Genomic DNA, 21,240 nt, shown 5'->3' with positions numbered 1-21,240 from the left:
AATTCTACTAACCACAAAACCTGCTGTCAACACAAGCGTTCAAACAAGTTTTTGTTATATGGAAGAGCAGAATGTCATTTTATCTGGCGGGCATTATAGAGGTCGGTCGAACATCATTTATATTGTGGATTGCTGTAACCTGGCATAGGTTCCTTTGCAAAATACCGCAAATCCCCCCAGGCACAGTCAGCACTAATCGCGGAAGATGCCGTAGTGCACTCGACTCGCCTCTTTATCCAGCTTATTGGGAAGTTCGAACCATAACCCGATAAAGAGCTGCAAAATACAACCGTGAACACTACCTCTTATGGGCAACATAACTTTTATATATAGTAGGGCGAAAGTGTCATTATAATGCCCGATATTAATTTCGGCTTTCTCATCAAAACGGTATTTACGGCCTCACTTCATGCCAAATCCAATACTCAAACTCTGGTTAGCGTTCTGCGCACTGCTACCGCTTGGGATTTTTCTGCTGATCGGCGCCAGCTATAAACCACCGGAGACTCTGCTGTATTGGCCCTGGATTCCATCCCTGGATATTCCGTTTTCGCTCCGCCTTGATGGCCTCAGCGTGTTGTTTGCCAGCCTGATCAGCGGCGTCGGGTTTCTGGTTCAGCTCTACGCCATTGCCTACATGAAACCCTATAAAGGCCGCGCAGCGTTCCACCTGTATTTGACCCTGTTTATGCTGGCCATGCTGGGATTAGTACTGGCCGACAATCTGCTGCTGCTGTTCGTATTTTGGGAATTAACCACACTCACGTCTTATTTGTTGATTGGCTTTAACCACGATAAAGAAGGATCACGCAAGAACGCCCTGCAAGCCATGCTGGTCACCGGCACAGGCGGTCTGGCAATGCTGGCCGGCTTGGTTATGCTGGGTGAAATGGCAGGCACCTACAGTATCAGCGCCATTATCACCCAAGGGGCTACGCTGGCTCAGCAGCCGTGGTTTACCCCATCACTGCTACTTATTCTGCTTGGCGCATTCACTAAATCGGCACAGTTCCCCTTTCATTTCTGGCTACCGGGCGCAATGGCTGCCCCCACCCCCGTCAGCGCCTATCTGCACTCGTCCACTATGGTAAAAGCGGGTGTTTACCTGCTGGCAAGACTGCTGCCCGTGTATGGCGATAGCACGTTATGGTTCACACTGCTGTGCAGTGCCGGTGCCTTTACTGCCCTGTGGTGCGCCATACAGGCCTACCGCCAGACCGACTTAAAGCTGATGCTTGCCTTCAGTACCAATGTCATTCTTGGCCAGCTGGTCATGCTGATCGGTATCGGCAGCAGTTATGCCGTGACTGCTGCGTTACTCTTAATTGCTGCTCATTCCTTTTATAAGGCAGGGCTATTTATGGTGGTCGGCAATATCGATAAAGCCACCGGCACCCGTGAATACCATGAGCTGGCCGGCCTGCGTGCAGTACTGGCCATCAGTTTCACCGCCGCGTTGGTAACCGCCGCGTCCAAGGCTGGCCTGCCGCCATCGTTTGGCTTCCTGTCCAAGGAATACCTCTATAAAGCAGGCCTCGAATTTGGCTGGGTGCTTTCCGGCACCATGCTGCTGGCTAATGCCATTATGGTCGCTCTGGCATTGCTGATCCTGATCAAACCTTTTTTAAAACCTCATCACCCAAAAGCTGCGCCGATGAAAGCCGTTGAGCATAATCAACTGCTGTGGTTGCCACCCATCGTTCTGGCGCTGCTGTCAGTTATTGTGCCGGTGGCACTGCTTAACTGGTATCAGGGTGTGATAATTGATCCTGCTGCCTCGGTGATGCTGGCAACCCCTCAGGTGAAAACGGTCAAACTCTGGGAAGGCTTAAATCTGCCACTGCTGTTAAGCGCACTCACGCTGTTACTTGGTATCCTGCTCTATGTCGCTTATCCACGTTTGAAGCCACGACTCGACCAACTCCTGTCTGGGTTCCCCTCCGGACCAGCGGTTTACCAGCACCTGCTGAATGCAGTGATTAAACTGGCGAACTGGCAAACCCGTGTGTTGCAGCATGGCCACCTCACCCAATACAGCCTGCAGTTCTTCCTGGTGCTGCTGGCTTTTCTTGGAACAGTACTCTGGCAAATACACCCACTGCCCTCTATTGAATGGGATCTGTATTACTACGACGTCGTACTTGCGGTGTTTCTGGTCATCGCCGCTGTTGTGGTGGTTAAAGCCCGCACCCTGCTATTGGCGGTTGCCGCACTTGGTACTATTGGCTTTCTGACCACCATGGTGTTTCTGGTATACAGCGCACCGGATGTTGCCAAAACACAGCTGCTGGTCGAAACCCTGCTGGTCGTCTTTATCGCCATCGTGTTGCGCCACTTATCCGCTGTCAGCTCTGTCCCCCGGCATTCAACCTCTCGTCGTATTATTCACGCCTGTGTTGCTGCGGGTATCGGTATCAGCATCACTCTGGCGCTGTGGATTATCACTGCCGTCCCCATGAATCAGGAAATCTCCGAGTTCTATGCCCAAACCAGCGTCAGTGGTGGTAAAGGACGCAATATCGTCAATGTTATCCTGGTGGACTTCCGCGCTTTCGACACCCTTGGTGAGGCCGTTGTAGTGGTGATTGCCGGACTGGCCGCCGTCGCCGTATTGGCCGGTAAACGGATTAACAAGCTGGTCTCTGAAACCGACAAGGAGCACCGTTAATGTCATCGATCATTTTTCGTACCAGTGCCCATTTCGTCACGGTGCTGATGCTGGTGTTTTCTGTCTATCTGTTGTTGCGCGGCCACAACAATCCAGGCGGTGGGTTTATTGCAGGTCTTATTGCGGTGATTGCCTTTGCCCTGTTAATGCTGGCTGAAACCACTGACTACGTGCGCGACCGCCTGGTCTACCCACCGGCGGTCTTTGCTGGTTCAGGTGTGTTAATCGCGCTTCTGGCCGGACTGCTGCCACTGTTCTTCGGGCAGCCTTTTCTCTCCGGTCTGTGGTGGGGCAAAATAGGCAGCCCGCTGTTGTTTGACATCGGCATCTATCTCGCAGTTATTGGCTCCGTGCTGATGGTTCTACTGAATGTGGAAGAGGAGTTAAGTTAATGGAATTTCTCTGGTGTCTGGTCGTTGGCTTGATGACTGCCTGTGGTGTTTTCCTGATGCTGGAGCGCCATATTGTGCGCTTTCTGTTCGGTATGATTCTGGTCAGTAATGCCATCAACCTGGCCATTTTTGTCGCCGGTCGATTAACCCGCGGCAATCCACCGCTGATTGCCAGTGACGCTTTACTCCCTGCTGCCGGTTACGCGAACCCACTGCCTCAGGCACTCATTCTTACTGCTATCGTGATCGGTTTCGGTCTGCTGTTATTCACCTTATTACTGGCCTATCGCGCCATCAAAGAGCTTGGCACTGCTGACATGGATAAAATGCAACACGCGGAGGCCGGGCAATGACGCATTGGCTGCTGGTTATGCCTATTTTTATTCCGTTGCTTACCGCAACGGCCTGCGCCTTCAGCTTTCGCGCCCGTTCACTTTCGTCTGTGATCAGCTGGTGCGGTGCGATCGCTAATCTGTGTGTCGCCATATTGCTGATGCAACAGGTTATCTCAAACGGACTGCAGGTGACGGCCTTCGGGGACTGGAAAGCCCCCTTCGGTATTGTCTTTGTTGCCGATCTGCTGTCCGCCAGCATGGTATTGATTACTGCCATTATCGGTATCGCCATTGTGCTCTACAGCACCGCCGATTTGCGCAGCAAACCGTTCTATGCCATTTATCACAGCCTGATTCATGCGCTGCTGGCCGGTGTTATGGGCAGCTTTTTAACCGGCGACATCTTCAACCTCTATGTGTTTTTTGAAGTCATGCTGATTACTTCATTTGGTTTGATGGTGCTGGGTGCGAATAAAGAGCAAGTGGATGCCGCGGTGAAATACGTCGTACTCAACCTGATATCCACCATGGTTTTCCTGCTGGCCATCGGTCTGCTCTATGGTGCTACCGGCACATTGAACATGGCCGACCTGCACGCCAAAGTTGCGCAGCTGCCGGACACCACCATGATGCTCATTTCCGGGCTGTTTCTCTTTGGTTTTGCCATCAAAGCATCGGCGTTCCCGGTCTTCTCCTGGCTGCCAGCATCCTATCACCATCTGCCCAGTGCCATCGTTGCCCTGTACGCTGCTCTGCTGACCAAGGTTGGCGTTTACGCCTTGATGCGTGTCTTCACTATCGTGTTCGACCTGGTGGACAGTGGTTACCAGCCGTTGCTGATTGTGATTGCCGGCCTGACCATGCTGACCGGCGTTCTAGGTGCTGCCAGTCAGTTCAACATTAAACGCATACTGTCGTTTCATATTATCAGTCAGATTGGGTATATGCTGATGGGGCTGGCCATCTATACACCACTGGCCATTACGGGGGCAATTTTCTACATCATCCATCACATTATTGTTAAGGCTAACCTGTTCCTGATTGGCGGCTTTTTGAAACGCAAACAGGGCAGCGACAACCTTCGTGAGCTGGGTGGTGCCTATAGCGCCATGCCCTGGCTGGCACTGCTGTTTTTGATTCCGGCTTTTTCTCTGGCCGGCTTTCCACCACTGTCCGGCTTCTGGGGCAAGTTTCTGGTGATCAAGGCAAGCCTGCTCACTGAAGACTATCTGCTGGCAGCAACCGCATTATTTGTTGGTCTGATGACTATTTACTCAATGACCAAAATCTGGGCGGAAGCGTTCTGGAAACCGCTGCCGGAGAATGCAGCAGCCCCCATTACTCTGACGTGGAAGGAAAACTGCCTGTACATCACACCTATTGCGGTACTGGCGGTGATTACCGTTCTGATCGGCTTGATGGTCGAGCCCATTTATCAGCTGGCAGAAACCTCCGCAACCAACCTGCTCAACCCACAGCCTTATATTAATGCTGTGCTTGGCAGCGACAGCACTCCCTACGCAACCCAGCTATCCACACCTTCTTTATCAGCAGCACCTGCAGGAGGAATGCAACAATGAACTTGTTTTTATTAAACATTCTCCTGGCGTTTGGTTGGATGCTGCTGAACGGCAACTACGGCAGCACCGACTTTACCATTGGTTTTGTGGTTGGCTTTTTTGCTCTGCTACTGACGGAGCCGTTCCGAAACAAACCCAATTATGGGCGCAAGTTCTGGGCAGCCCTGAAACTGCTGGCGGTCTTCCTCTACAAACTGTTGACCAGTAGCCTGCAGGTAGTGTGGGATGTCATCACCCCGACTCACCTGAGTCATCCGGCCATCATCAACGTGCCACTGGAGGTAGAGTCTGACTTTGAGATTATGTTATTGGCCAATATCGTATCGCTGACGCCGGGATCACTGAGTCTGGACGTCAGTGAAGATCGTAAGTATCTGGTCATACATGCGATGTTCAGCCAGGATGAGCAGTCGGTGATTGACGACATTAAAGAAACATTGGAACGCCGTATTCTGGAGGTGACCCGTGACTGACATTATGGCTTTTGCGACGAACTTCGCCTTTGCCGGTTTGTTAGCCGGACTTGCCCTGGCATTCATCCGACTGTGCAAAGGCCCCTCACTGGCCGATCGTGTTATCGCCCTGGACCTGATCGCTTTTATCACCATTGGTTTTATTGGCGTCTTTACCATTTACAGCAACGCCACTGCATTTATGGATATAGCCATTACTCTGGCACTGGTTGCGTTTCTCAGTACGATTGCCTTTGCCCGCTTTATTATGCGCGTGCCACTGAGTCAGTCGGATGCAGACTCAGGCTCAAACTCAGGTTCAAAGCCAGGAGAAGAATTATGATGGAGTGGGTGGTCGCCAGCTGTTTAATCGTCGGGGTACTGTTCAGCTTTTTCTCTGCGCTGGGTATTTTACGAATGCCTGATGCCTATATACGCATGCATTCGTCTACTAAGGCGGGCACCATCGGGGTTGGCTTGATTATGGTGGCTGTTGCGCTGCACTTTCACGATACGTCCGTCATTTCACGGGCAGTCGGTATTATCGCATTCATTCTGATGACGGCCCCTGTCGCAGCACAACTGCTGGGTAAATCGCTGTTGATGAATAATTACAAGATGTGGCGTGGGCATCAGCAGGATTAATTCTTACTGTCTGCTGGCCTGCAACTGACAACGCTCCCATGGTCATCATGGGAGCGAGAAAACTTCCAGAAAAAGAAGCAGGAGCAAAGAAACCTGAAAGCAGGTTCTCTGCCCTGTAAACTCAAAACGCTGCCTGCTCTGCTCCCCGGATGATATTTACGTTCTTAAGAAACTGCTCCATCCCCTCCTGTTGGACCAAAACAGCAACGTCACTGGTCAGTCGACGACGCCAGTTCGGATATTCCTCACAAGTTCCCGGAACATTCACCGGCGTATCCAGCATCATGCAGTCTTCCAGCTGAATAACGGTGATCAGTGCATTGGAGCGGACCAGGTAATAATGCAGACGCTCCATCAGCTCGCGGGAAAAGGCCATGGTCTCCATCCGCTCAGGATCCATACCCGGCGGGAGTTCACCAATATCAGCCAGCGTGTTCAGCAGTGCCACCTTGGCAGCGTGACGCTCATTCTTTTCCCGCTCACAGCGCTCTTCATCATAAGTGCCCAGCTCACGCCAGAGGTCAAGGTCCAGACAGTTCCACCAGGCATTCAGCGTAGGAATGTCATGATTGGACATGCAGGCCAGCGTTCTGCCCGGATAATCCACTGGCGCGGTAAACCGATCCTCTTCCAGCTTCTCAAATAACCCTACGGTGTTGGAGTAGAATTTTGCTGGCGGCAGGCTTTCGGAAATTTCTTCCGGTACCGTGCCGAGGTCTTCACCAAACACCAGACTCTGATGGCGCTGACTCTCCAGTTTGATAATGCCCAGCAGGTCCTGAAGCGGATAACGAACGTAACACCCGAAGTCTGCGGTCTTGCCGTTCGGACACCACCACAGTCGCAGTAATCCCATCACATGGTCAATGCGCAATGCGCCACAGTGATCCATATTGGCGCGAACCATCTCAATAAATGGCTGGTAAGCGGATGCTTTCAGCGCTTCGGGATTAAATGGTGGTAAACCCCAGTTCTGTCCCTGCGGGGCAACACCATCAGGCGGCGCACCGACACTGGCATCCAGACAATAGAGTTCACGATCGGACCATACATCCGCCCCGCCACTGTCAACGCCAACCGCCAGATCACGATAGAGTCCAACCATCATACCGGACTGCTGTGCAGCCTGCTGGGCATCTTCCAGCTGACCATCGGCAACCCACTGAAGCCAGGTGTAAAAACGAACCCGCTCTTTATGCTCTTTGGCAAAGGCTTTGGTTTCTGAACTTTCCGGATTCTGCAGAGACTCTGGCCAATGGCGCCAGCCCCAGGCATGGGCATCCTGCTTAAGATGATGCTCAAAGAGCGCATCATAAAGCGCCTGACGATCCAGACTCTCACCCCGCGTTTTGCAGAATGCCTTGAACTGTTTACCCCGTCGGGTCTTTGCTTTCAACTCTCGACTGACAAAGGTGTCATAGAGCTTTTCCAGCACAGCCATCTTCAGCTCAGCCACCGCAGGATAGTTCACATGGGTTGCCGATCTGGCTTCGGACAGTTTGGCTTGAAATGCCTGATCATCCATCAATCGGCGAGCATCATCACTGAACTCAAACTCCGCAACCGCTTCTACATCGATATAAAGAGGGTTCAGGAAGCTCCGACTGGAAGGACTGTAAGGGCTGCAGTGCTGAGGTCCCGCAGGGTACAGTGCATGAATGGGGTTCAGTCCAACAATATGAGCGCCTTTTGCAGCCAGTGCCGTTACCGTTTCCTTAAGATCGGTAAAATCCCCCATCCCCCAGTTTCTTGCGGAACACAGCGTATAGAGCTGAATGGCCGATCCCCAGATTTTCTGGCCTTTGGCCAGTGCTTCCGGTTCATAGCAGGTTTCAGGAGCAATGATCAACGCGCAGGTTTCACCGCCTTCCAGCTTTTTATCGCCCTTCTTCTTTTTTACCGCCTGCAGTTGCAGCTGATGATAACCCTCTGGCAGACCATCAGGCAGCAGCGCATTGATCCTGACAACGGTTGTCCGCCCGAGTTTATTGCGGGCCACCTCTTTGTACTGCCCTTCTTTTCCAGAGAGCTCCAGCAGTCGCTGTTTGCCATTTTCCAGAGTCAGGTTCAGCTTGATCGTATCTTTCAGCTTACTGGCTGGTAAGTGCAGCTCCAGTTCAAAAGGACTGCCTTTGTGCAGCACAGCAACACCGGGCAAAACGGATTGCCAGCGCTGTTTTTCAACGTCTTCAATCTGCTGGTCAATCAATTGATCGGAACCCAGCTGAAGGCCCATGGCCTCAAGCATTGGAATCATTTTCTCAACGGGAACCTTAACCGGATTACCAGCCCAGTCGTTATACTCCCCACTCAGGCCATAGCATGCGGCCAGGCGCTCAATCCGTTGCATATCCACTGTTAAACTCTCTCCCTCTTCTTTTATAAACTCGTCGTATTCAGGTTCTTCAGAATGGTAAAGCCGACTGATTAAAAATCGGTGACACGGGTGCGGCGAAAAGCCAGGCCATCGGCATCAAAGAGATGACAGTTCTCTGCCGGCAGCTTCAGTGTCAGTACATCGCCTTCATGACGGGCCTTGGAGTCCTCAACCCGGACGGTCAGGCTTTCATGGATATCTGGATGGGCGAAATAAATAAACGACTCCGTACCGAGGCGCTCAAGCGCTGAAACCGTTCCCTCAATGGCATTACCCTGAGACTCAACCAGATGGATATCCTGAGGACGTATCCCCAAAACCACTTTATCGCCTGCTTTGCCGCTGACTGCATTAACGGCAACGGAGATTTCACTGCCGGAGTTCAGTCGCACCCGACTATACTCCTCACCACCTTCCAATAAAGTGCCATCAAAGAAGTTCATCTTGGGGGAGCCGATAAACCCGGCAACAAAAATATTTCTCGGGTGGTGATACAGCTCAAGAGGAGCACCCACCTGCTCCAGATTACTTTCTGCTCCTTCAGCCAGAGGGCTCAGCACCACCACCTTATCCGCCAGGGTCATCGCTTCTACCTGGTCATGGGTTACATAAATGGAAGTGGTTTTCAGACGGCGATGCAAACGGGCCAACTCCTGACGCATCTGCACCCGCAGAGAAACATCCAGGTTAGACAGCGGCTCATCAAACAGAAACACCCTTGGCTCCTGAACAATGGATCGGCCAATGGCTACACGCTGGCGCTGTCCACCAGACATCGCTTTTGGCTTACGATCCAACAGGGGCTCCAGCTGAAGAATCCTGGCCGCCTCATCGACTCGCTGGTCAACGGTCTTTTTGTCCGCTTTTGCCAGCTTAAGGCCAAAGGCCATGTTTTCCCGTACCGTCATATGGGGATAAAGCGCATAGGACTGAAATACCATGCCGACCTTACGCTCATTGGGCGGCATATCATTGACACGCTCATCACCAATAGAAAGGTCACCTTTAGTAATTTCTTCCAGGCCACAGATCATGCGCAACAGCGTGGACTTACCACAACCGGATGGCCCAACAAAGGCCACAAACTCACCATCCGCAATGGAGAGGTTCACGTTTTTCAGAACCCAGGATTTTCCCTGGTCATAACTTTTGCTGACATCGACCAGAAATACTTCAGCCATTCTTGTCACTCCCACCCAGCCAAACGACATTGGCTCAATGTATTAGTAATTGGTTACGGTGACCTGGGAGCCTGTCGGGCTTAACCGGCCGTAGCGAGAAAAAGTTCGGTTTGAGCCAGTTTTTATGCTGATTTGAGGCGAATAGTGGTTCTATTCAACGAAAAGCAGCATAAAAAATGGCCAAATCCAGCTTTTTCGCAGTAGGTCTGTGTTAAGTGCGACAGGCTCCTATGATCTGGAGCACCGTTTGAATTCTTATCCCTTAACGCCACCTGCCGTCAGACCGCCGACAATCCAGCGCTGGGATAACAGGAACACCAGGGTAATTGGCAGGCCAGACAGCACGGAGGCTGCGGCAAAGTCACCCCAGAGGTAATTCTGTGGATTCAGGTACTGACGCGAGCCAACCGCCAGGGTCAACTTATCCACATCCTGAAGGAGCACCGATGCCACCGGGTACTCCCCCACCGAGGCGATGAAAGCCAGAATAAAGACCACCGCCAGAATCGGAACAGACAACGGCAGCAGTACATAACGAAATGCCTGCCAGGGCGTGGCACCATCGATAGCGGCAGCCTCTTCCAGAGAACCATCGATGCTCTCGAAATACCCTTTAATCAGCCAGATATGCAGAGTGACACCACCCAGAGAGGCAATCACCACCGCACCATGGGTATCCAGCCCCAGCCAGGGCACATAGTTCCCAAGGGTGTTAAAGATGCTGTAGATCGCAACCAGGGCCAGTACCGCCGGGAACATCTGAAAGATCATCATGGCGGTCAGCATGTGTTCACGAAAACGGAAGCGGAAACGGGCAAATGCATAAGCACCGGTTGTGGATAACATCAGAATCAGCGTAGAAGAGATGACCGCAATCTTGATGGAGTTCCACAGCCAGGTAAGCACCGGAAATGGCGGTAATGAAATACTGCCGTCCGCATTGGTCCAGGGAATACCGAATGCGAGCGACCAGTGCTCAAGGGTTGGGTTTTCCGGGATTAAACTGCCCGTTGCAAAGTTACCCGTGCGGAAAGACACGGAAATGATCATCAGAAAGGGCAGCATGATCATCAGAATAAACAGGATCAGAAATATCCGGGTTGCCCAGACACGGTATTTCAGGTTTCTTGGTTGTACCATTGCCATAACCGCCCCCTTAACTCTCCTGTAGTTTCTTAGTGGCTCGCAGGTTGAGCCAGGAAATAACACCCACCATCAGGAAGATAATGGTGGCAATGGCGGATGCCAGGCCGAAGTCCTGTCCATATTGGCCAAAGGCAATCCGGTAGGTGTAACTGACCAGCAGATCCGTTGATCCCGCAGGTGTGGTTGCCCCAATCATGTCTGGACCACCACCGGTAAGCAGTTCGACCAGAACAAAGTTGTTAAAGTTGAAGGCAAAGCTGGCAATCAACAAAGACGTCAATGGTTTAATAATCATTGGCAGTGTGATGCGCATCAGGTTATCCACAGGGCCCGCACCATCAATCGCAGAGGCTTCATACAGATCATCTGGAATTGCCTTCAGCAGTCCCATGCAGAGAATCATCATGTAGGGATAACCCAGCCAGGTATTCACGATCAGCAGCATGGAGCGGGCAAGCCCTTCATCACTGAACCACTCTGGGCGAAGGCCAAACAGAGCATTCAGTACCATATTGATTTCACCAAAGTTCTGGTTGAACAATCCCCGGAAAATCAGAATGGAGATAAAGGCGGGTACGGCGTAAGGGAGAATCAGAAACAGTCGATAGACGCCATTGCCCTTCAATGGCTCCCACTGCATCAGACAGGCCATCAGCAGACCGACAGCGAGCGTGAAAACCACAGTCAGGGCAGAAAACGACACTGTCCAAACAAATATTTTAAGAAAAGGCTCCTGAACCCCTTCATCGGTGGTTACCCGAATAAAGTTGTCCCAGCCTGTGTAAACGGTAAAACCGGGAGAAAGACGCTCACCACGCTCATCGATATAAAAGCCAGTGGTATGATCCGGCGTCAGTACTGCACTACTGCGGCTGTCAATTAATGTGTCGTTATCTCCCGCCAGATAAACCGGTGCAATCGCTCCAAATGAACGCAAACCCGTCATGGCCAGACCGGTTCCATCGGGCAGTGTTATCTGAACTTTCTTCAATCCCTGCCGAAGCTTGATCAATTCTTTGATCGCCAGCTTATCGCCCACAGGCTGAGAAGAATCGTCAAGGGTAGTAACCTGAATAGCGTCCAACCCTTCGGCGCCCATCAGGTAAAAATCTTCCGTGGTGTAGGAATGCTTATTGTCACCTTTGCCCTGCAGGTTCAGCTGATAACTTTCTCCGTTCTGATAGAGGGAGAAGCCATAACTGCCACCGCCAGTTTCATAGGTTTTGGCAAGGTGAATCTCTTTAACCCGCTGCAGACTCAACAGGTTGGTAGAACTGTAATTGGTAAAGGCAATATTGACGGTATAAATCAGTGGGAAGACCACAAAAACCAGTACGCCAACCAGGGCAGGAAACACATAGCGATAACTGTACGCCTTACTGCTGAGAAAAACCCAGTTAGCCGTCGCCGTAATAATCAGCACCAGCAAAGCAAAGGCCATCTCTCCCTGGGCATACATCAGGGTCACGCCGTATAAAAGAAGCAGGTTAATGGCTGCTACCAGCGCCCATTTAAGGCCATTGCCGATTCGGTTGGTGCCGCTCCCCAGCACAACATCACTCATTGAACACTCCAGAAAGCACAATGGTCAAAAAAAGAGGCAGCCGGTTTATCCCAATGGAAAAACCGGCAAGTTGGCTCAATCAGAATTAATTAACGATGCGTGATGCTGCGTCATTCAATGCCGCATCAGCCACCTGGCGACCACTGGTGATATTGCGCAGCGCAGATTCCATGGCAGACCAGAACTTGCCCATTTCCGGAATGTTCGGCATCAGCAGACCGGCTTCAACGTTCGCCCAGGTAGCGGCAATACGTGGGTCCTTCTGCAGCTCAGCCATCAGTTCCCTGTTCGCCACCGCACCCAGTGGAACGTCAGCGTTCATGGTTTTCAGACCATCGATGCTGAGCAGATAGTTTTCCAGGAACTCGGCAGACAAAGCCTGATTCGGACTGGCGTTATTCAGAGCTGCGCCCCAGACGCCGACAAATGCACGGGATGGGCTGCCATCAATAGACGGCAGTGGAGCCACACCATAATTAATGCCACTCTTGTCCAGGTTGGACCAGGCCCATGGACCAGTGATCATCATGGCGACTTTGCCATTGTTAAAGGTGGACTCCATGACACCGTAATCCACACCGCGCGGCAGAACATCAGCGTCGATCATTTTGGTGATCATCTGAGCACCTTTCATGGCACCGTCGTTATTTACACCGGTCTTCTTGATGTTGTAACTGCCATTCTCATAGGCGAATGGGTAACCACCGTTGGCAGCCAGCATTGGCATGGTGAAATAAGGCTGGACCTGATCCCACATGATGGTTTTGATGTCTTTTTTCGCCAGCTTGTTATTCAACTCAAACATGGCTTCAAAAGAGGCTGGCGCTTCAGGAATGATATCCTTGTTATAAATCAGGCTGATGGACTCCATGGAAATGGGGTAACCATAGGTTTTGCCTTTAAAGCTCATGGCTTCCCAGCCTTTTTCTACGACATCCGCCTTAAACTCTGCCGATGGGCTGACTGGTGCCAGCAGACCACTGGCAGCCCACTCACCATAGCGGTCGTGAGCCCAGAGCATGATGTCAGGCCCAGCACCGGTAGAAGCTGCCTGCTGGAAGCGGTCAGTGATGTTCTGAGGAATCTCAACTTTCACCTTAATGCCGGTTTCTTCCTCGAAACGCTTGCCGACTTCACGAATACCGTTGTAAGCCTTATCACCCCCTACCCAGATAACCAGTTCGTCTTCACTGAAAGCCTGAACACTGCCGGCAAACAATGTGGATGCAGCCACAGCCGCCGCCAGAGTTTTTACGAAAATATTATTGGTTTTGCTCATTTCCCCACTCCCGGAACATCGGAGGACACAGTTAGTATTCGGTCGCTGATCTAATTGTTATGAATGTCAGGTTAACTCAGTGCCTGTTTCCTGAATCAATTAAGAAAAACTGATTATCAGAGGCACAACCTGACCATTCCTGTGGAACCGGGGAAAGTATTCATCGGCCACGTTTTTAAGATGATGATTTAAATCAATCTGTAAGCGTTTCCAGAAATTTTCTGTTAACTTTTCTTTAACAACGTTATTTAAAGAACAGGTTTTATTTGATGTGAATGTGATTGTTTGTTAAAGCAGCAAATAGCCATATTGATTATATGGCTATTGATTTATGAGGGCGGGTGGTTTTTCCAGCGGTAAGGCTGACATCAAGAGAGCGACCTTTCATCTCACCGCTTTTCATGGCATCAATTAAAAGTTCTGCAGCACTGTCTGCCAGGCCATCAATGTCCTGCCGAATAGACGACAGATCTATATTTCCGTATCCAACAATACCGTCATAGCCGATCACTGACAGGTCATCCGGTATCTTCAAGCCAAAATCACTGGCAGCTGAGCAGGCGCCGGTGGCCAGGGTATCCGCAAAACAGACAAAGCCATCCGCCTTAAGACCTGCATGGAAAAGCCGGGTCAGTGACCGGTAGGTGTCCAGTGCCGGTGTGCCTGCATCGTCACCAACGGCAATCGGTTCATAGACTGTCAAGCCATGTTGTCTGATTGCATCCAGATAACCGTGATAACGGAATCGCGATACCCGGTGTTTTTCATGCAGACAGATAAAATGAATATCACGGCAACCGGATTCGATCAGGTGCTGAGTGGCCAGATATCCACCCTGCTGATCATTCGATGAAACCCAGAGCCCGCTTTTTCTTGCCTCACCAATATCCAGAACAATAGAGGATGAATTGTGCATGACCTCATAGCGGGGATCAGACTCGTGCAGTCCGATCGTTATGTAGCCTGCAGACGTATCCTTTAATTTGCCATTCTTCAGGAACTGAGCCTGCCGTGCCCTGTAGCCCCGCTGCTGGAACGATGCTTGCAGAGACTCATAGACTTTCATGGCAAAGGGTGTATAGGTCCCCGCATCCTTGCCCAGTACGACGCCAATCGAGAACTGCTTCTGCCTATGCATCTGCCGCGCAACGTAGTTCGGCTGATAATTCAACTCACGAACCGCATCCATGACTTTCTGGCGCGTTTTCTCTGAAACGTACTTTTCACCATTCAGCGCCCGGCTGACACTGGCAATGGATAACCCTGCACAGGCTGCAACGTGATGAATGGTTACCTGAGGGTTCTGGGAAGACTCATCCTGCTCTGTCGACATACGGCTTTCCGACGAGACCTTACTGAAATCGGGGAGAAGAAAAAAATCACTGGCCATGTTATTGCATATATGGAGTTAAAAAAAGACCGCCCGGAGGCGGCCATAGCAACACGAGGGAGTTTCAGGAGATTTTCAGCCGATTATTACCACCAGGCTTCCATCTGGACACCGAAGGTAAAGCCGTCAGTATCGTTGGCAAATGCTTCACCACCGATCTGGCCTTTGGAATCATCATTCCAGTTGGCATAGGTGCCGAATACACGGATCTGAGGACGCGCCCAGTAGCCACGACCAGCAGACCACTGCTGGGCAACCGTCAGCTTAGTCAGCTTGGAGTCTTTCCAGTCACCGGCATCGGTTTTGAATGCATTATCAACCTGGTCATAACCCAGCTCTACAGCAGTGCTCATGATGTCATTCCAGAAATAAACTGGACGAACACCCAGGCTTATCCAGGTCTGATCAGGCTTGCCTGCTTCGTTGAAAGACAGGTTGTTGTAGCTGGCCAGGTACTGCATTTCGACGTTTTTACCCAGACCTACAACACCGTGATCCATGATGCGATAGAAGTCGTTACCATCGAGGTTATCGGAAGTCAGCGCAGAAACGCCCTGCCCATTTGAACCCAAACCATGGGCAGTCATGGCATCTGTCGCATACTGAACAACAAACTTGTTGAAACCACCAAAGAACTCACCCTGGGTGTGTTCAAGGGTCAGCATATATCCAGTGTCGTCCATATCAGACTCAGCAATTGGATCAATCACTGCAGACTGACCATTGCCTGCGTTATCAAAACCATTTGCCTTGAATCCACCCTCAAATGAGCCAGAAGGATTACCAAAGGCGTAGTCAACACCCACGGTTAACGAGCCATTTGGGTTAACAGCAATATTTTCCAGACGGAAATCCAGAATATTCTGATCAATGTCAAACTCCTGAGCGTCAGTACGATCCTGAGCATTTACCGCAGTCTTGTAATATTCAAATGAAGTACTGCTCTTCACCCAGGCAAAACTGAAGTCACCAAACCCAAGATCAATGCCTTCTACACCAGCGCCTGGTCCAGAAACGTTCCAGTAGTAGAAGTCGGACATATGAACGTCATGACGCTTGTAGAAGCGCTTACCCGCCCAGAGAGTAGCCTCTGGAGCAAAGCCCAATACACCTTTGCCCTTGACATTGAACTCACGAAATGCCGGATCAGTGCCTTCCCAGTCATTGGCCTGATCAACACTGAAAGCCATGTTGCTGTCCAGGTAAAAAGACTGTTCGCCGTTATTGAACAATTCAGAACCCAGCTTGATTTCGCCGTAGGTTTCGGTTTCGTTACCAAGACGGTATTTGGAACCCGCCCCCACTGCACCAAACGCTTCCTGGTCACCACCACCAGCGGAAGCACCAATACCGGAACGAACATAACCATGAAAATCAACAGTGGCTGCCATGGCGGAAGAGGCCATCAGTGCAGCAGCAATAGCACCGGCCAGCGGAAGACGCTTCAAGTTTGACATTGATTTACTACTCAGGTGTTTGTGTTTTTGTTAATCCGGTCAATCCTGCCCATCAGCTCCCCTAGCCGGGCAGAATGACCTGTTCTGGCAAAAGCAGACAGAGCTGTTAGCTAAATTGCTTCGCTGTGACTTGCTGTTTGCTTATGGGAAAAGAACTATAAGAAATCCGTTGTAAGAGAATTGTGATTTAAATCAATCTGTAAACGTTTACTGAAATCATCAGATCTTTTTATTTTTTTATTGATAAAAGATGAATGAATGTGACTCATATCAACATGTAAGCGTTTACAGACATTTAATAATTTATTTTTAACCCTGTTGTATTTAAAACAATCAACGTAAAATTCAACCCATTCATTCCGCTGTCATGAATCAGACAAAGTAGAAAACAGCAAATGATGAATAAAAAATGAAGAGTCGGGGGCGAAATACAGTGAAGTCTATCCTCTGGATAATACCGTTAACGCTACTGGGCGGCTGTACCGCTGCTAACAATGCTCACAAAACTGAGCAGACATCCTCTGCTATTGTGCAGCCAGCTATCATTCATGATTTTTCCGATGTCAGCTATCGGCTTCTGGATCTTTCCTCTGAAAAAAAGCTGTCCAGCGCCATTACTGCATCCATCCAGAAAATGAACCTGCCCGGTGGTACAACACCGGTTGTCGGGTATCAGTTACCAGAACAAACGCCATACTCCGTAGAGATAGCCAGTCTGGTCAACAGAAACATGAACAGTGGATCCCTCTTTTATCCGGAAGTGCTGGTGCTTGATAAGAACTATCAGACAGTGGATTGCCTGACGGCCGATGAGATGATCTACCAGCCGAGACAGTTCCTGAACCCGGAGAATGTCAGCACTACACTGCAGATCAATGCTGGTGACAAGGCCCGCTATCTGGTGGTTTACACCACCGATGAGCTGCGTCAGGACACAACCGTACTGTTCAATGAAGCCAAAGCCTATGCTGAAGCCAGAGGACAGGTAGCGCCACCCATACCAGATATTGAGGCAAAGCACGTCAGCCAGGGAGAGCTTCTGATCAGGCTCACCCCAATCACCTCGGATACCGTCAGGACACAACAGAGTATGGAGGTCGACAGTAAGCTGAGAATGGTGCCAACCATTGCCCATAAGGCCATCAAAAGTGACGGTAATGTGGAAGTCATGATTGATGAGGCCATTCTTCATATCCAGTCTGAGTTGGAAAAAGGCAACGTTGCTGGGGCCATGAAACTTCGTCAGGAGGCCATCACTACTGCCAGCCAGGCCGAGCAAACCTTTATCAATGCCTATGGCCGGGATAAAACCACCTTGAAACTGCCGGGTTCACCTGCCGATAACGCCAATGCGGCCGAAAAAGTGCGACATTATTTTAATTCCGGCATTATTTCCGCCCTTCAGTCCAATGACAGTAACCGGGCACTGCTTCTGGTTGATGAGGCCAAACGCTTCGCCAGTGAGATGGACAGGGCTTTTGAGTAAACAACGATAAGCCAGAGTAACGCCAGCCCAACGCTAACCTTATTAAATGATCTGGCGTTTCAACTAACAACAGAAATAACCACTGCCAGGGAACTTCTTTGTGAGTCAGAAAAAGAGCGAAACCCCACTAATGGATCACAACACATTCACTGTAGAACTGGAAAAACACCTGCGTCGTGAGCTGGGTACTACCCCAAAGCGCGCTACAGCCCACGACTGGTGGCAGGCACTGTCACTGACACTGCGAGACATCAATCTTGACCAGCTGCAGCAGAGCAGTCTGGATGAAAGCCAGCAGGATCGTCATGTCTGCTATCTCTCCATGGAATTCCTGATGGGACGCCTGCTGGGCGACGCCCTGATGAACCTTGGCCTTTATGAAACCGCAGCCACTCTGCTGCAATCCCACGGCGTACGCATTTCTGATGTGCTGGATCAGGAGCGGGACATGTCGCTGGGCAATGGTGGTCTGGGTCGTCTGGCCGCCTGCTTTATGGATTCTCTGGCCAACCAGAATATTCCAGCCACCGGTTACGGTATCAACTACCGTTATGGGCTGTTCCGTCAGGCCTTCGTGGATGGCTACCAGAAAGAAATGCCCGATGTCTGGCGTGAATTTGGCAGTCCATGGGAAACCTGCCGTCCATCAGAAACCGTAGAAATTGGCCTGTTCGGTCATATGGAAATGGATCGCGATGGTAATAATCGCTGGGTGCCTGGCAAAAAACTCTTCGGTGTGCCATGGGATATCACCATTCCATCCTTTGGAGGCCAATATGTAAACCGCCTGCGTCTCTGGGAAAGTCTGGTCGGTGCCTACCCGATTGATCTGGACAAGTATAATCAGGGTGAATACCTGGAAGCCTGCCGCAACCTGGTGGATGGCGATACCATTTCCGGCGTTCTCTACCCAGAAGACTCAACTCCACAGGGTAAGGATCTGCGACTGATTCAGCAGTACTTCTTCACAGCCTGCTCCCTGAAAGACATTATCCGCCAGCACAAACAGCGTGGGCTACCAATGGGCAGCCTGGCAAAACACTACGCCCTGCAATTGAACGACACGCACCCGGCCATAGCCATTCCTGAATTGATGCGCCTGCTGATGGACGAAGAGGGCATGGTCTGGAACCAGGCCTGGGCCATCACCCAGGAAATGTGTCACTACACCAACCACACCCTGCTGCCAGAAGCCCTGGAAAAATGGTCCGCGTCCCTGCTGGGCCGCATTCTCCCAAGACACCTGCAGATCATTGAGATGATCAACTATGTATTCCTGAATGGCGAAGCCAAGGAACAATGGGGAGACAATCTCGAGATCATCCAGAAAGTCAGTATCTTCGAAGAGCTGGACAATGGTGATCGCATGATCCGCATGGCCAACCTGTCTGTGATTGGCAGTCGCCGGGTCAATGGCGTTGCCGCGCTGCACAGCGGACTGGTAAAAGCCAACCTGTTCCCTGAGTTTGATACACTGTACCCCGGTAAGCTGGTAAACGTTACCAACGGTGTAACACCAAGGCGCTGGCTGGCTCACTGTAACCCGGGTCTGGCACGACTGCTGGATCGCAATATAGGCACTGATTGGCGTACTGATCTTGATCAGCTGGAAAAACTGACGCCTCTGGCTGAATCTCCAGACTTCCTGGATGCATTCGCCAACGTCCGTTTCAAAAACAAGGAACGGCTTGCTCGGTTGATTGAGAAAGAGTGCAAGGTCACCGTTAACCCGAATGCGCTGTTTGACGTTCAAATTAAACGACTGCACGAGTACAAGCGTCAGCAGTTAAACCTGTTGCACATCATCAGCCTGTATCACGAAATGCTGGATAACCCGGACGCAGACCATACCCCAAGGGTATTTGTCTTTGGTGCCAAGGCAGCACCCGGCTACGTACTGGCCAAGCAGATTATTCTGGCCATCAACAAAATCGCCCAGGTCATCAACAACGATCGTCGTTTGGATGACCGTCTGAAAGTGGTATTCCTGCCGGATTATCGCGTCAGTCTGGCGGAACAGATTATTCCTGCTGCTGACCTTTCCGAGCAGATATCCACCGCGGGCTTTGAAGCCTCCGGTACCGGAAATATGAAGCTGGGTCTGAATGGTGCGCTGACCATCGGAACCCTGGACGGTGCCAACGTGGAAATTGCCGAAGCGGTGGGTGATGACAATATCTTTATCTTCGGAAAAACCGTTGATGAGATTGCCGCGCTGCAACAGCAGGGTTACAACCCATACCATTACTATGAGAGCAATCCTGTACTGAAACGGGCCATTGACTCCCTGATGAATGGCTCCTTCTGCCAGCACAAACCCGACCTGCTGAAGCCCGTTGCTGAAGACCTGATGCATCGTGATCAGTTTATGGCGCTGGCTGACTTTGAGAGTTATCGAGAAGCTCAGCAGGAAGTGTCCGAAACCTTCCGTAAGCCGAGGCTCTGGTGGCGTAAGGCCGTTCTGAATACCGCCCGGCTGGGCCGGTTCTCCTCGGATAGGTCTATCGCAGACTATGCAGAGAAGGTTTGGAATAGTAAATAATAGGATGCTTGTGGCAGCTTACTGAGCAAAAAGCTGCCTCTTCACTGGGCACTGAAAAGTCAGCCTTTATAAGGACTGACTTTTCCCGCTACTATCCCATACTCTTTTTTAATCATTGCTTTTACCGCTTCGAAGTCACTGTCAGAAGGTCCAGCATAGATTCTGAATAGTTCACCATTTTCAGAGACAACGGTTTCAATAAACGATTCTATTCCCTGCTTCTGTAATTCGGCCTGAAGCGTTAAGGCATTTTTTGATCTTTTGAATGCAGCGACTTTCAATACCCACTGCGGTACGGCGTTATTCATACTTTTGGAGCCATCAACTATTTCAGTATCATCAATTGATGACACTACGCGCTCAATATCATTACTCACAACCGTTTCTACATTGTTACTGATAACGGGTTCTGACGATATACTGGCGACTGCTTGTGATAAATCGTCTGTCTTACCCTCCGAACGAGCGCTCAAAAGCACATCATCGGAAGCGATATCAGTGTCCTTCTGCAGCTCTGAATATGAATAGTATTGAGAGTCTGAAATATCTGCTGTATCACCGGATTCAACATCAGAAACTGTAAACGGCGAGTCTTCAGAAGAAGCAGAGCCAACGGGTAATACCAATCGCATTTTCTAAATCCTTAAGCTGCCGCCAACTATGCTTAGGCATCATTACCATGCATTATCTAGAACAGATGTCTCGTCGACCACAGCTACCCGAAGGTTTTAATGATGTTGATTTTC

General features: G+C 50.6%; 17 protein-coding genes. 9 read left to right on the top strand and 8 right to left on the bottom strand.

Features of this window, described 5'->3' with window-relative positions; all coding sequences use genetic code 11:
- Positions 1-409: 409 nt before the first annotated feature.
- The 7 genes from mbhE to mnhG are packed head-to-tail and all read left to right on the top strand — an operon-like array spanning position 410 to position 6,072.
- Complete coding sequence (mbhE, locus tag AK963_RS07670; protein WP_202969741.1) at positions 410-2,668, top strand: hydrogen gas-evolving membrane-bound hydrogenase subunit E; 2,259 nt, start codon at positions 410-412, stop codon at positions 2,666-2,668.
- The gene (locus AK963_RS34855) at positions 2,668-3,060 is read left to right on the top strand and encodes an MnhB domain-containing protein (RefSeq protein WP_202969740.1); all 393 of its coding nucleotides are present in this window, start codon (positions 2,668-2,670) and stop codon (positions 3,058-3,060) included. Before mbhE ends, AK963_RS34855 begins: the two co-directional genes overlap by 1 nt.
- Entirely contained in the window at positions 3,060-3,413 is a 354-nt protein-coding gene (locus AK963_RS07665; RefSeq protein ID WP_066014866.1) for a Na+/H+ antiporter subunit C, read from the top strand. Before AK963_RS34855 ends, AK963_RS07665 begins: the two co-directional genes overlap by 1 nt.
- Positions 3,410-4,975, top strand: a complete 1,566-nt coding sequence (locus tag AK963_RS07660; protein ID WP_066014865.1) for a proton-conducting transporter transmembrane domain-containing protein — start codon at positions 3,410-3,412, stop codon at positions 4,973-4,975. Before AK963_RS07665 ends, AK963_RS07660 begins: the two co-directional genes overlap by 4 nt.
- Entirely contained in the window at positions 4,972-5,448 is a 477-nt protein-coding gene (locus tag AK963_RS07655) for a Na+/H+ antiporter subunit E (RefSeq protein ID WP_020582420.1), read from the top strand. The genes AK963_RS07660 and AK963_RS07655 overlap by 4 nt, the downstream gene beginning before the upstream one ends.
- Complete coding sequence (locus AK963_RS07650; protein ID WP_020582421.1) at positions 5,441-5,770, top strand: cation:proton antiporter; 330 nt, start codon at positions 5,441-5,443, stop codon at positions 5,768-5,770. Before AK963_RS07655 ends, AK963_RS07650 begins: the two co-directional genes overlap by 8 nt.
- Positions 5,767-6,072: a monovalent cation/H(+) antiporter subunit G gene (gene mnhG / locus AK963_RS07645; RefSeq protein ID WP_083232530.1), complete on the top strand. Its 306-nt coding sequence runs from the start codon at positions 5,767-5,769 to the stop codon at positions 6,070-6,072. The genes AK963_RS07650 and mnhG overlap by 4 nt, the downstream gene beginning before the upstream one ends.
- Before the next feature lie 121 nt (positions 6,073-6,193).
- On the opposite strand, the gene malQ is transcribed toward mnhG, so the two are convergent.
- From malQ to AK963_RS07610, 7 genes are all read right to left on the bottom strand, one after another.
- Positions 6,194-8,422 carry a 4-alpha-glucanotransferase gene (gene malQ / locus AK963_RS07640; protein ID WP_066014864.1) on the bottom strand — a complete coding sequence of 743 codons (2,229 nt, stop codon included), beginning with the start codon at positions 8,420-8,422 and terminating at the stop codon, positions 6,194-6,196.
- A 77-nt stretch (positions 8,423-8,499) separates the two neighbouring features.
- The gene (locus tag AK963_RS07635; RefSeq protein ID WP_066014863.1) at positions 8,500-9,630 is read right to left on the bottom strand and encodes an ABC transporter ATP-binding protein; all 1,131 of its coding nucleotides are present in this window, start codon (positions 9,628-9,630) and stop codon (positions 8,500-8,502) included.
- Between the two features lie 255 nt (positions 9,631-9,885).
- Positions 9,886-10,776, bottom strand: a complete 891-nt coding sequence (malG, locus tag AK963_RS07630; RefSeq protein ID WP_066014862.1) for a maltose ABC transporter permease MalG — start codon at positions 10,774-10,776, stop codon at positions 9,886-9,888.
- Positions 10,777-10,786: 10 nt separating this feature from the next.
- On the bottom strand, positions 10,787-12,340 hold the full coding sequence (malF, locus tag AK963_RS07625) for a maltose ABC transporter permease MalF (protein WP_066014861.1): 1,554 nt from the start codon (positions 12,338-12,340) through the stop codon (positions 10,787-10,789).
- An 85-nt stretch (positions 12,341-12,425) separates the two neighbouring features.
- Positions 12,426-13,619, bottom strand: a complete 1,194-nt coding sequence (malE, locus tag AK963_RS07620; protein WP_020581754.1) for a maltose/maltodextrin ABC transporter substrate-binding protein MalE — start codon at positions 13,617-13,619, stop codon at positions 12,426-12,428.
- Positions 13,620-13,932: 313 nt separating this feature from the next.
- The gene (locus tag AK963_RS07615) at positions 13,933-14,952 is read right to left on the bottom strand and encodes a LacI family DNA-binding transcriptional regulator (RefSeq protein ID WP_175404468.1); all 1,020 of its coding nucleotides are present in this window, start codon (positions 14,950-14,952) and stop codon (positions 13,933-13,935) included.
- Positions 14,953-15,095: 143 nt separating this feature from the next.
- Positions 15,096-16,466, bottom strand: a complete 1,371-nt coding sequence (locus AK963_RS07610) for a maltoporin (protein WP_066014859.1) — start codon at positions 16,464-16,466, stop codon at positions 15,096-15,098.
- Between the two features lie 433 nt (positions 16,467-16,899).
- Between AK963_RS07610 and AK963_RS07605 the strand changes: the two genes are divergently transcribed.
- Both AK963_RS07605 and AK963_RS07600 read left to right on the top strand, forming a co-directional pair.
- Positions 16,900-17,952: a MalM family protein gene (locus AK963_RS07605; protein ID WP_175404467.1), complete on the top strand. Its 1,053-nt coding sequence runs from the start codon at positions 16,900-16,902 to the stop codon at positions 17,950-17,952.
- Between the two features lie 100 nt (positions 17,953-18,052).
- Positions 18,053-20,494 carry a glycogen/starch/alpha-glucan phosphorylase gene (locus tag AK963_RS07600; protein ID WP_083232529.1) on the top strand — a complete coding sequence of 814 codons (2,442 nt, stop codon included), beginning with the start codon at positions 18,053-18,055 and terminating at the stop codon, positions 20,492-20,494.
- A 59-nt stretch (positions 20,495-20,553) separates the two neighbouring features.
- Here AK963_RS07600 and AK963_RS07595 read toward each other — a convergent pair whose 3' ends face one another.
- On the bottom strand, positions 20,554-21,126 hold the full coding sequence (locus AK963_RS07595) for an SPOR domain-containing protein (RefSeq protein ID WP_066014856.1): 573 nt from the start codon (positions 21,124-21,126) through the stop codon (positions 20,554-20,556).
- Positions 21,127-21,240 lie beyond the last annotated feature (114 nt).

Source organism: Endozoicomonas atrinae (genome assembly GCF_001647025.1).
GTDB lineage: Bacteria > Pseudomonadota > Gammaproteobacteria > Pseudomonadales > Endozoicomonadaceae > Endozoicomonas > Endozoicomonas atrinae.
The sequence above is the reverse complement of the archived record's forward strand: the minus strand, read 5'-3'. Positions and strand labels throughout refer to the sequence as shown.

Excerpts from the sequence above, each read along its gene's own strand:
- mbhE (WP_202969741.1), top strand. The coding sequence starts at position 410 with ATGCCAAATCCAATACTCAAACTCTGGTTAGCGTTCTGCGCACTGCTA.
- AK963_RS34855 (WP_202969740.1), top strand. The coding sequence starts at position 2,668 with ATGTCATCGATCATTTTTCGTACCAGTGCCCATTTCGTCACGGTGCTG.
- AK963_RS07665 (WP_066014866.1), top strand. The coding sequence starts at position 3,060 with ATGGAATTTCTCTGGTGTCTGGTCGTTGGCTTGATGACTGCCTGTGGT.
- AK963_RS07660 (WP_066014865.1), top strand. The coding sequence starts at position 3,410 with ATGACGCATTGGCTGCTGGTTATGCCTATTTTTATTCCGTTGCTTACC.
- AK963_RS07655 (WP_020582420.1), top strand. The coding sequence starts at position 4,972 with ATGAACTTGTTTTTATTAAACATTCTCCTGGCGTTTGGTTGGATGCTG.
- mnhG (WP_083232530.1), top strand. The coding sequence starts at position 5,767 with ATGATGGAGTGGGTGGTCGCCAGCTGTTTAATCGTCGGGGTACTGTTC.
- malQ (WP_066014864.1), bottom strand. The coding sequence starts at position 8,422 with ATGCAACGGATTGAGCGCCTGGCCGCATGCTATGGCCTGAGTGGGGAG.
- AK963_RS07635 (WP_066014863.1), bottom strand. The coding sequence starts at position 9,630 with ATGGCTGAAGTATTTCTGGTCGATGTCAGCAAAAGTTATGACCAGGGA.
- malG (WP_066014862.1), bottom strand. The coding sequence starts at position 10,776 with ATGGCAATGGTACAACCAAGAAACCTGAAATACCGTGTCTGGGCAACC.
- malF (WP_066014861.1), bottom strand. The coding sequence starts at position 12,340 with ATGAGTGATGTTGTGCTGGGGAGCGGCACCAACCGAATCGGCAATGGC.
- malE (WP_020581754.1), bottom strand. The coding sequence starts at position 13,619 with ATGAGCAAAACCAATAATATTTTCGTAAAAACTCTGGCGGCGGCTGTG.
- AK963_RS07615 (WP_175404468.1), bottom strand. The coding sequence starts at position 14,952 with ATGTCGACAGAGCAGGATGAGTCTTCCCAGAACCCTCAGGTAACCATT.
- AK963_RS07610 (WP_066014859.1), bottom strand. The coding sequence starts at position 16,466 with ATGTCAAACTTGAAGCGTCTTCCGCTGGCCGGTGCTATTGCTGCTGCA.
- AK963_RS07595 (WP_066014856.1), bottom strand. The coding sequence starts at position 21,126 with ATGCGATTGGTATTACCCGTTGGCTCTGCTTCTTCTGAAGACTCGCCG.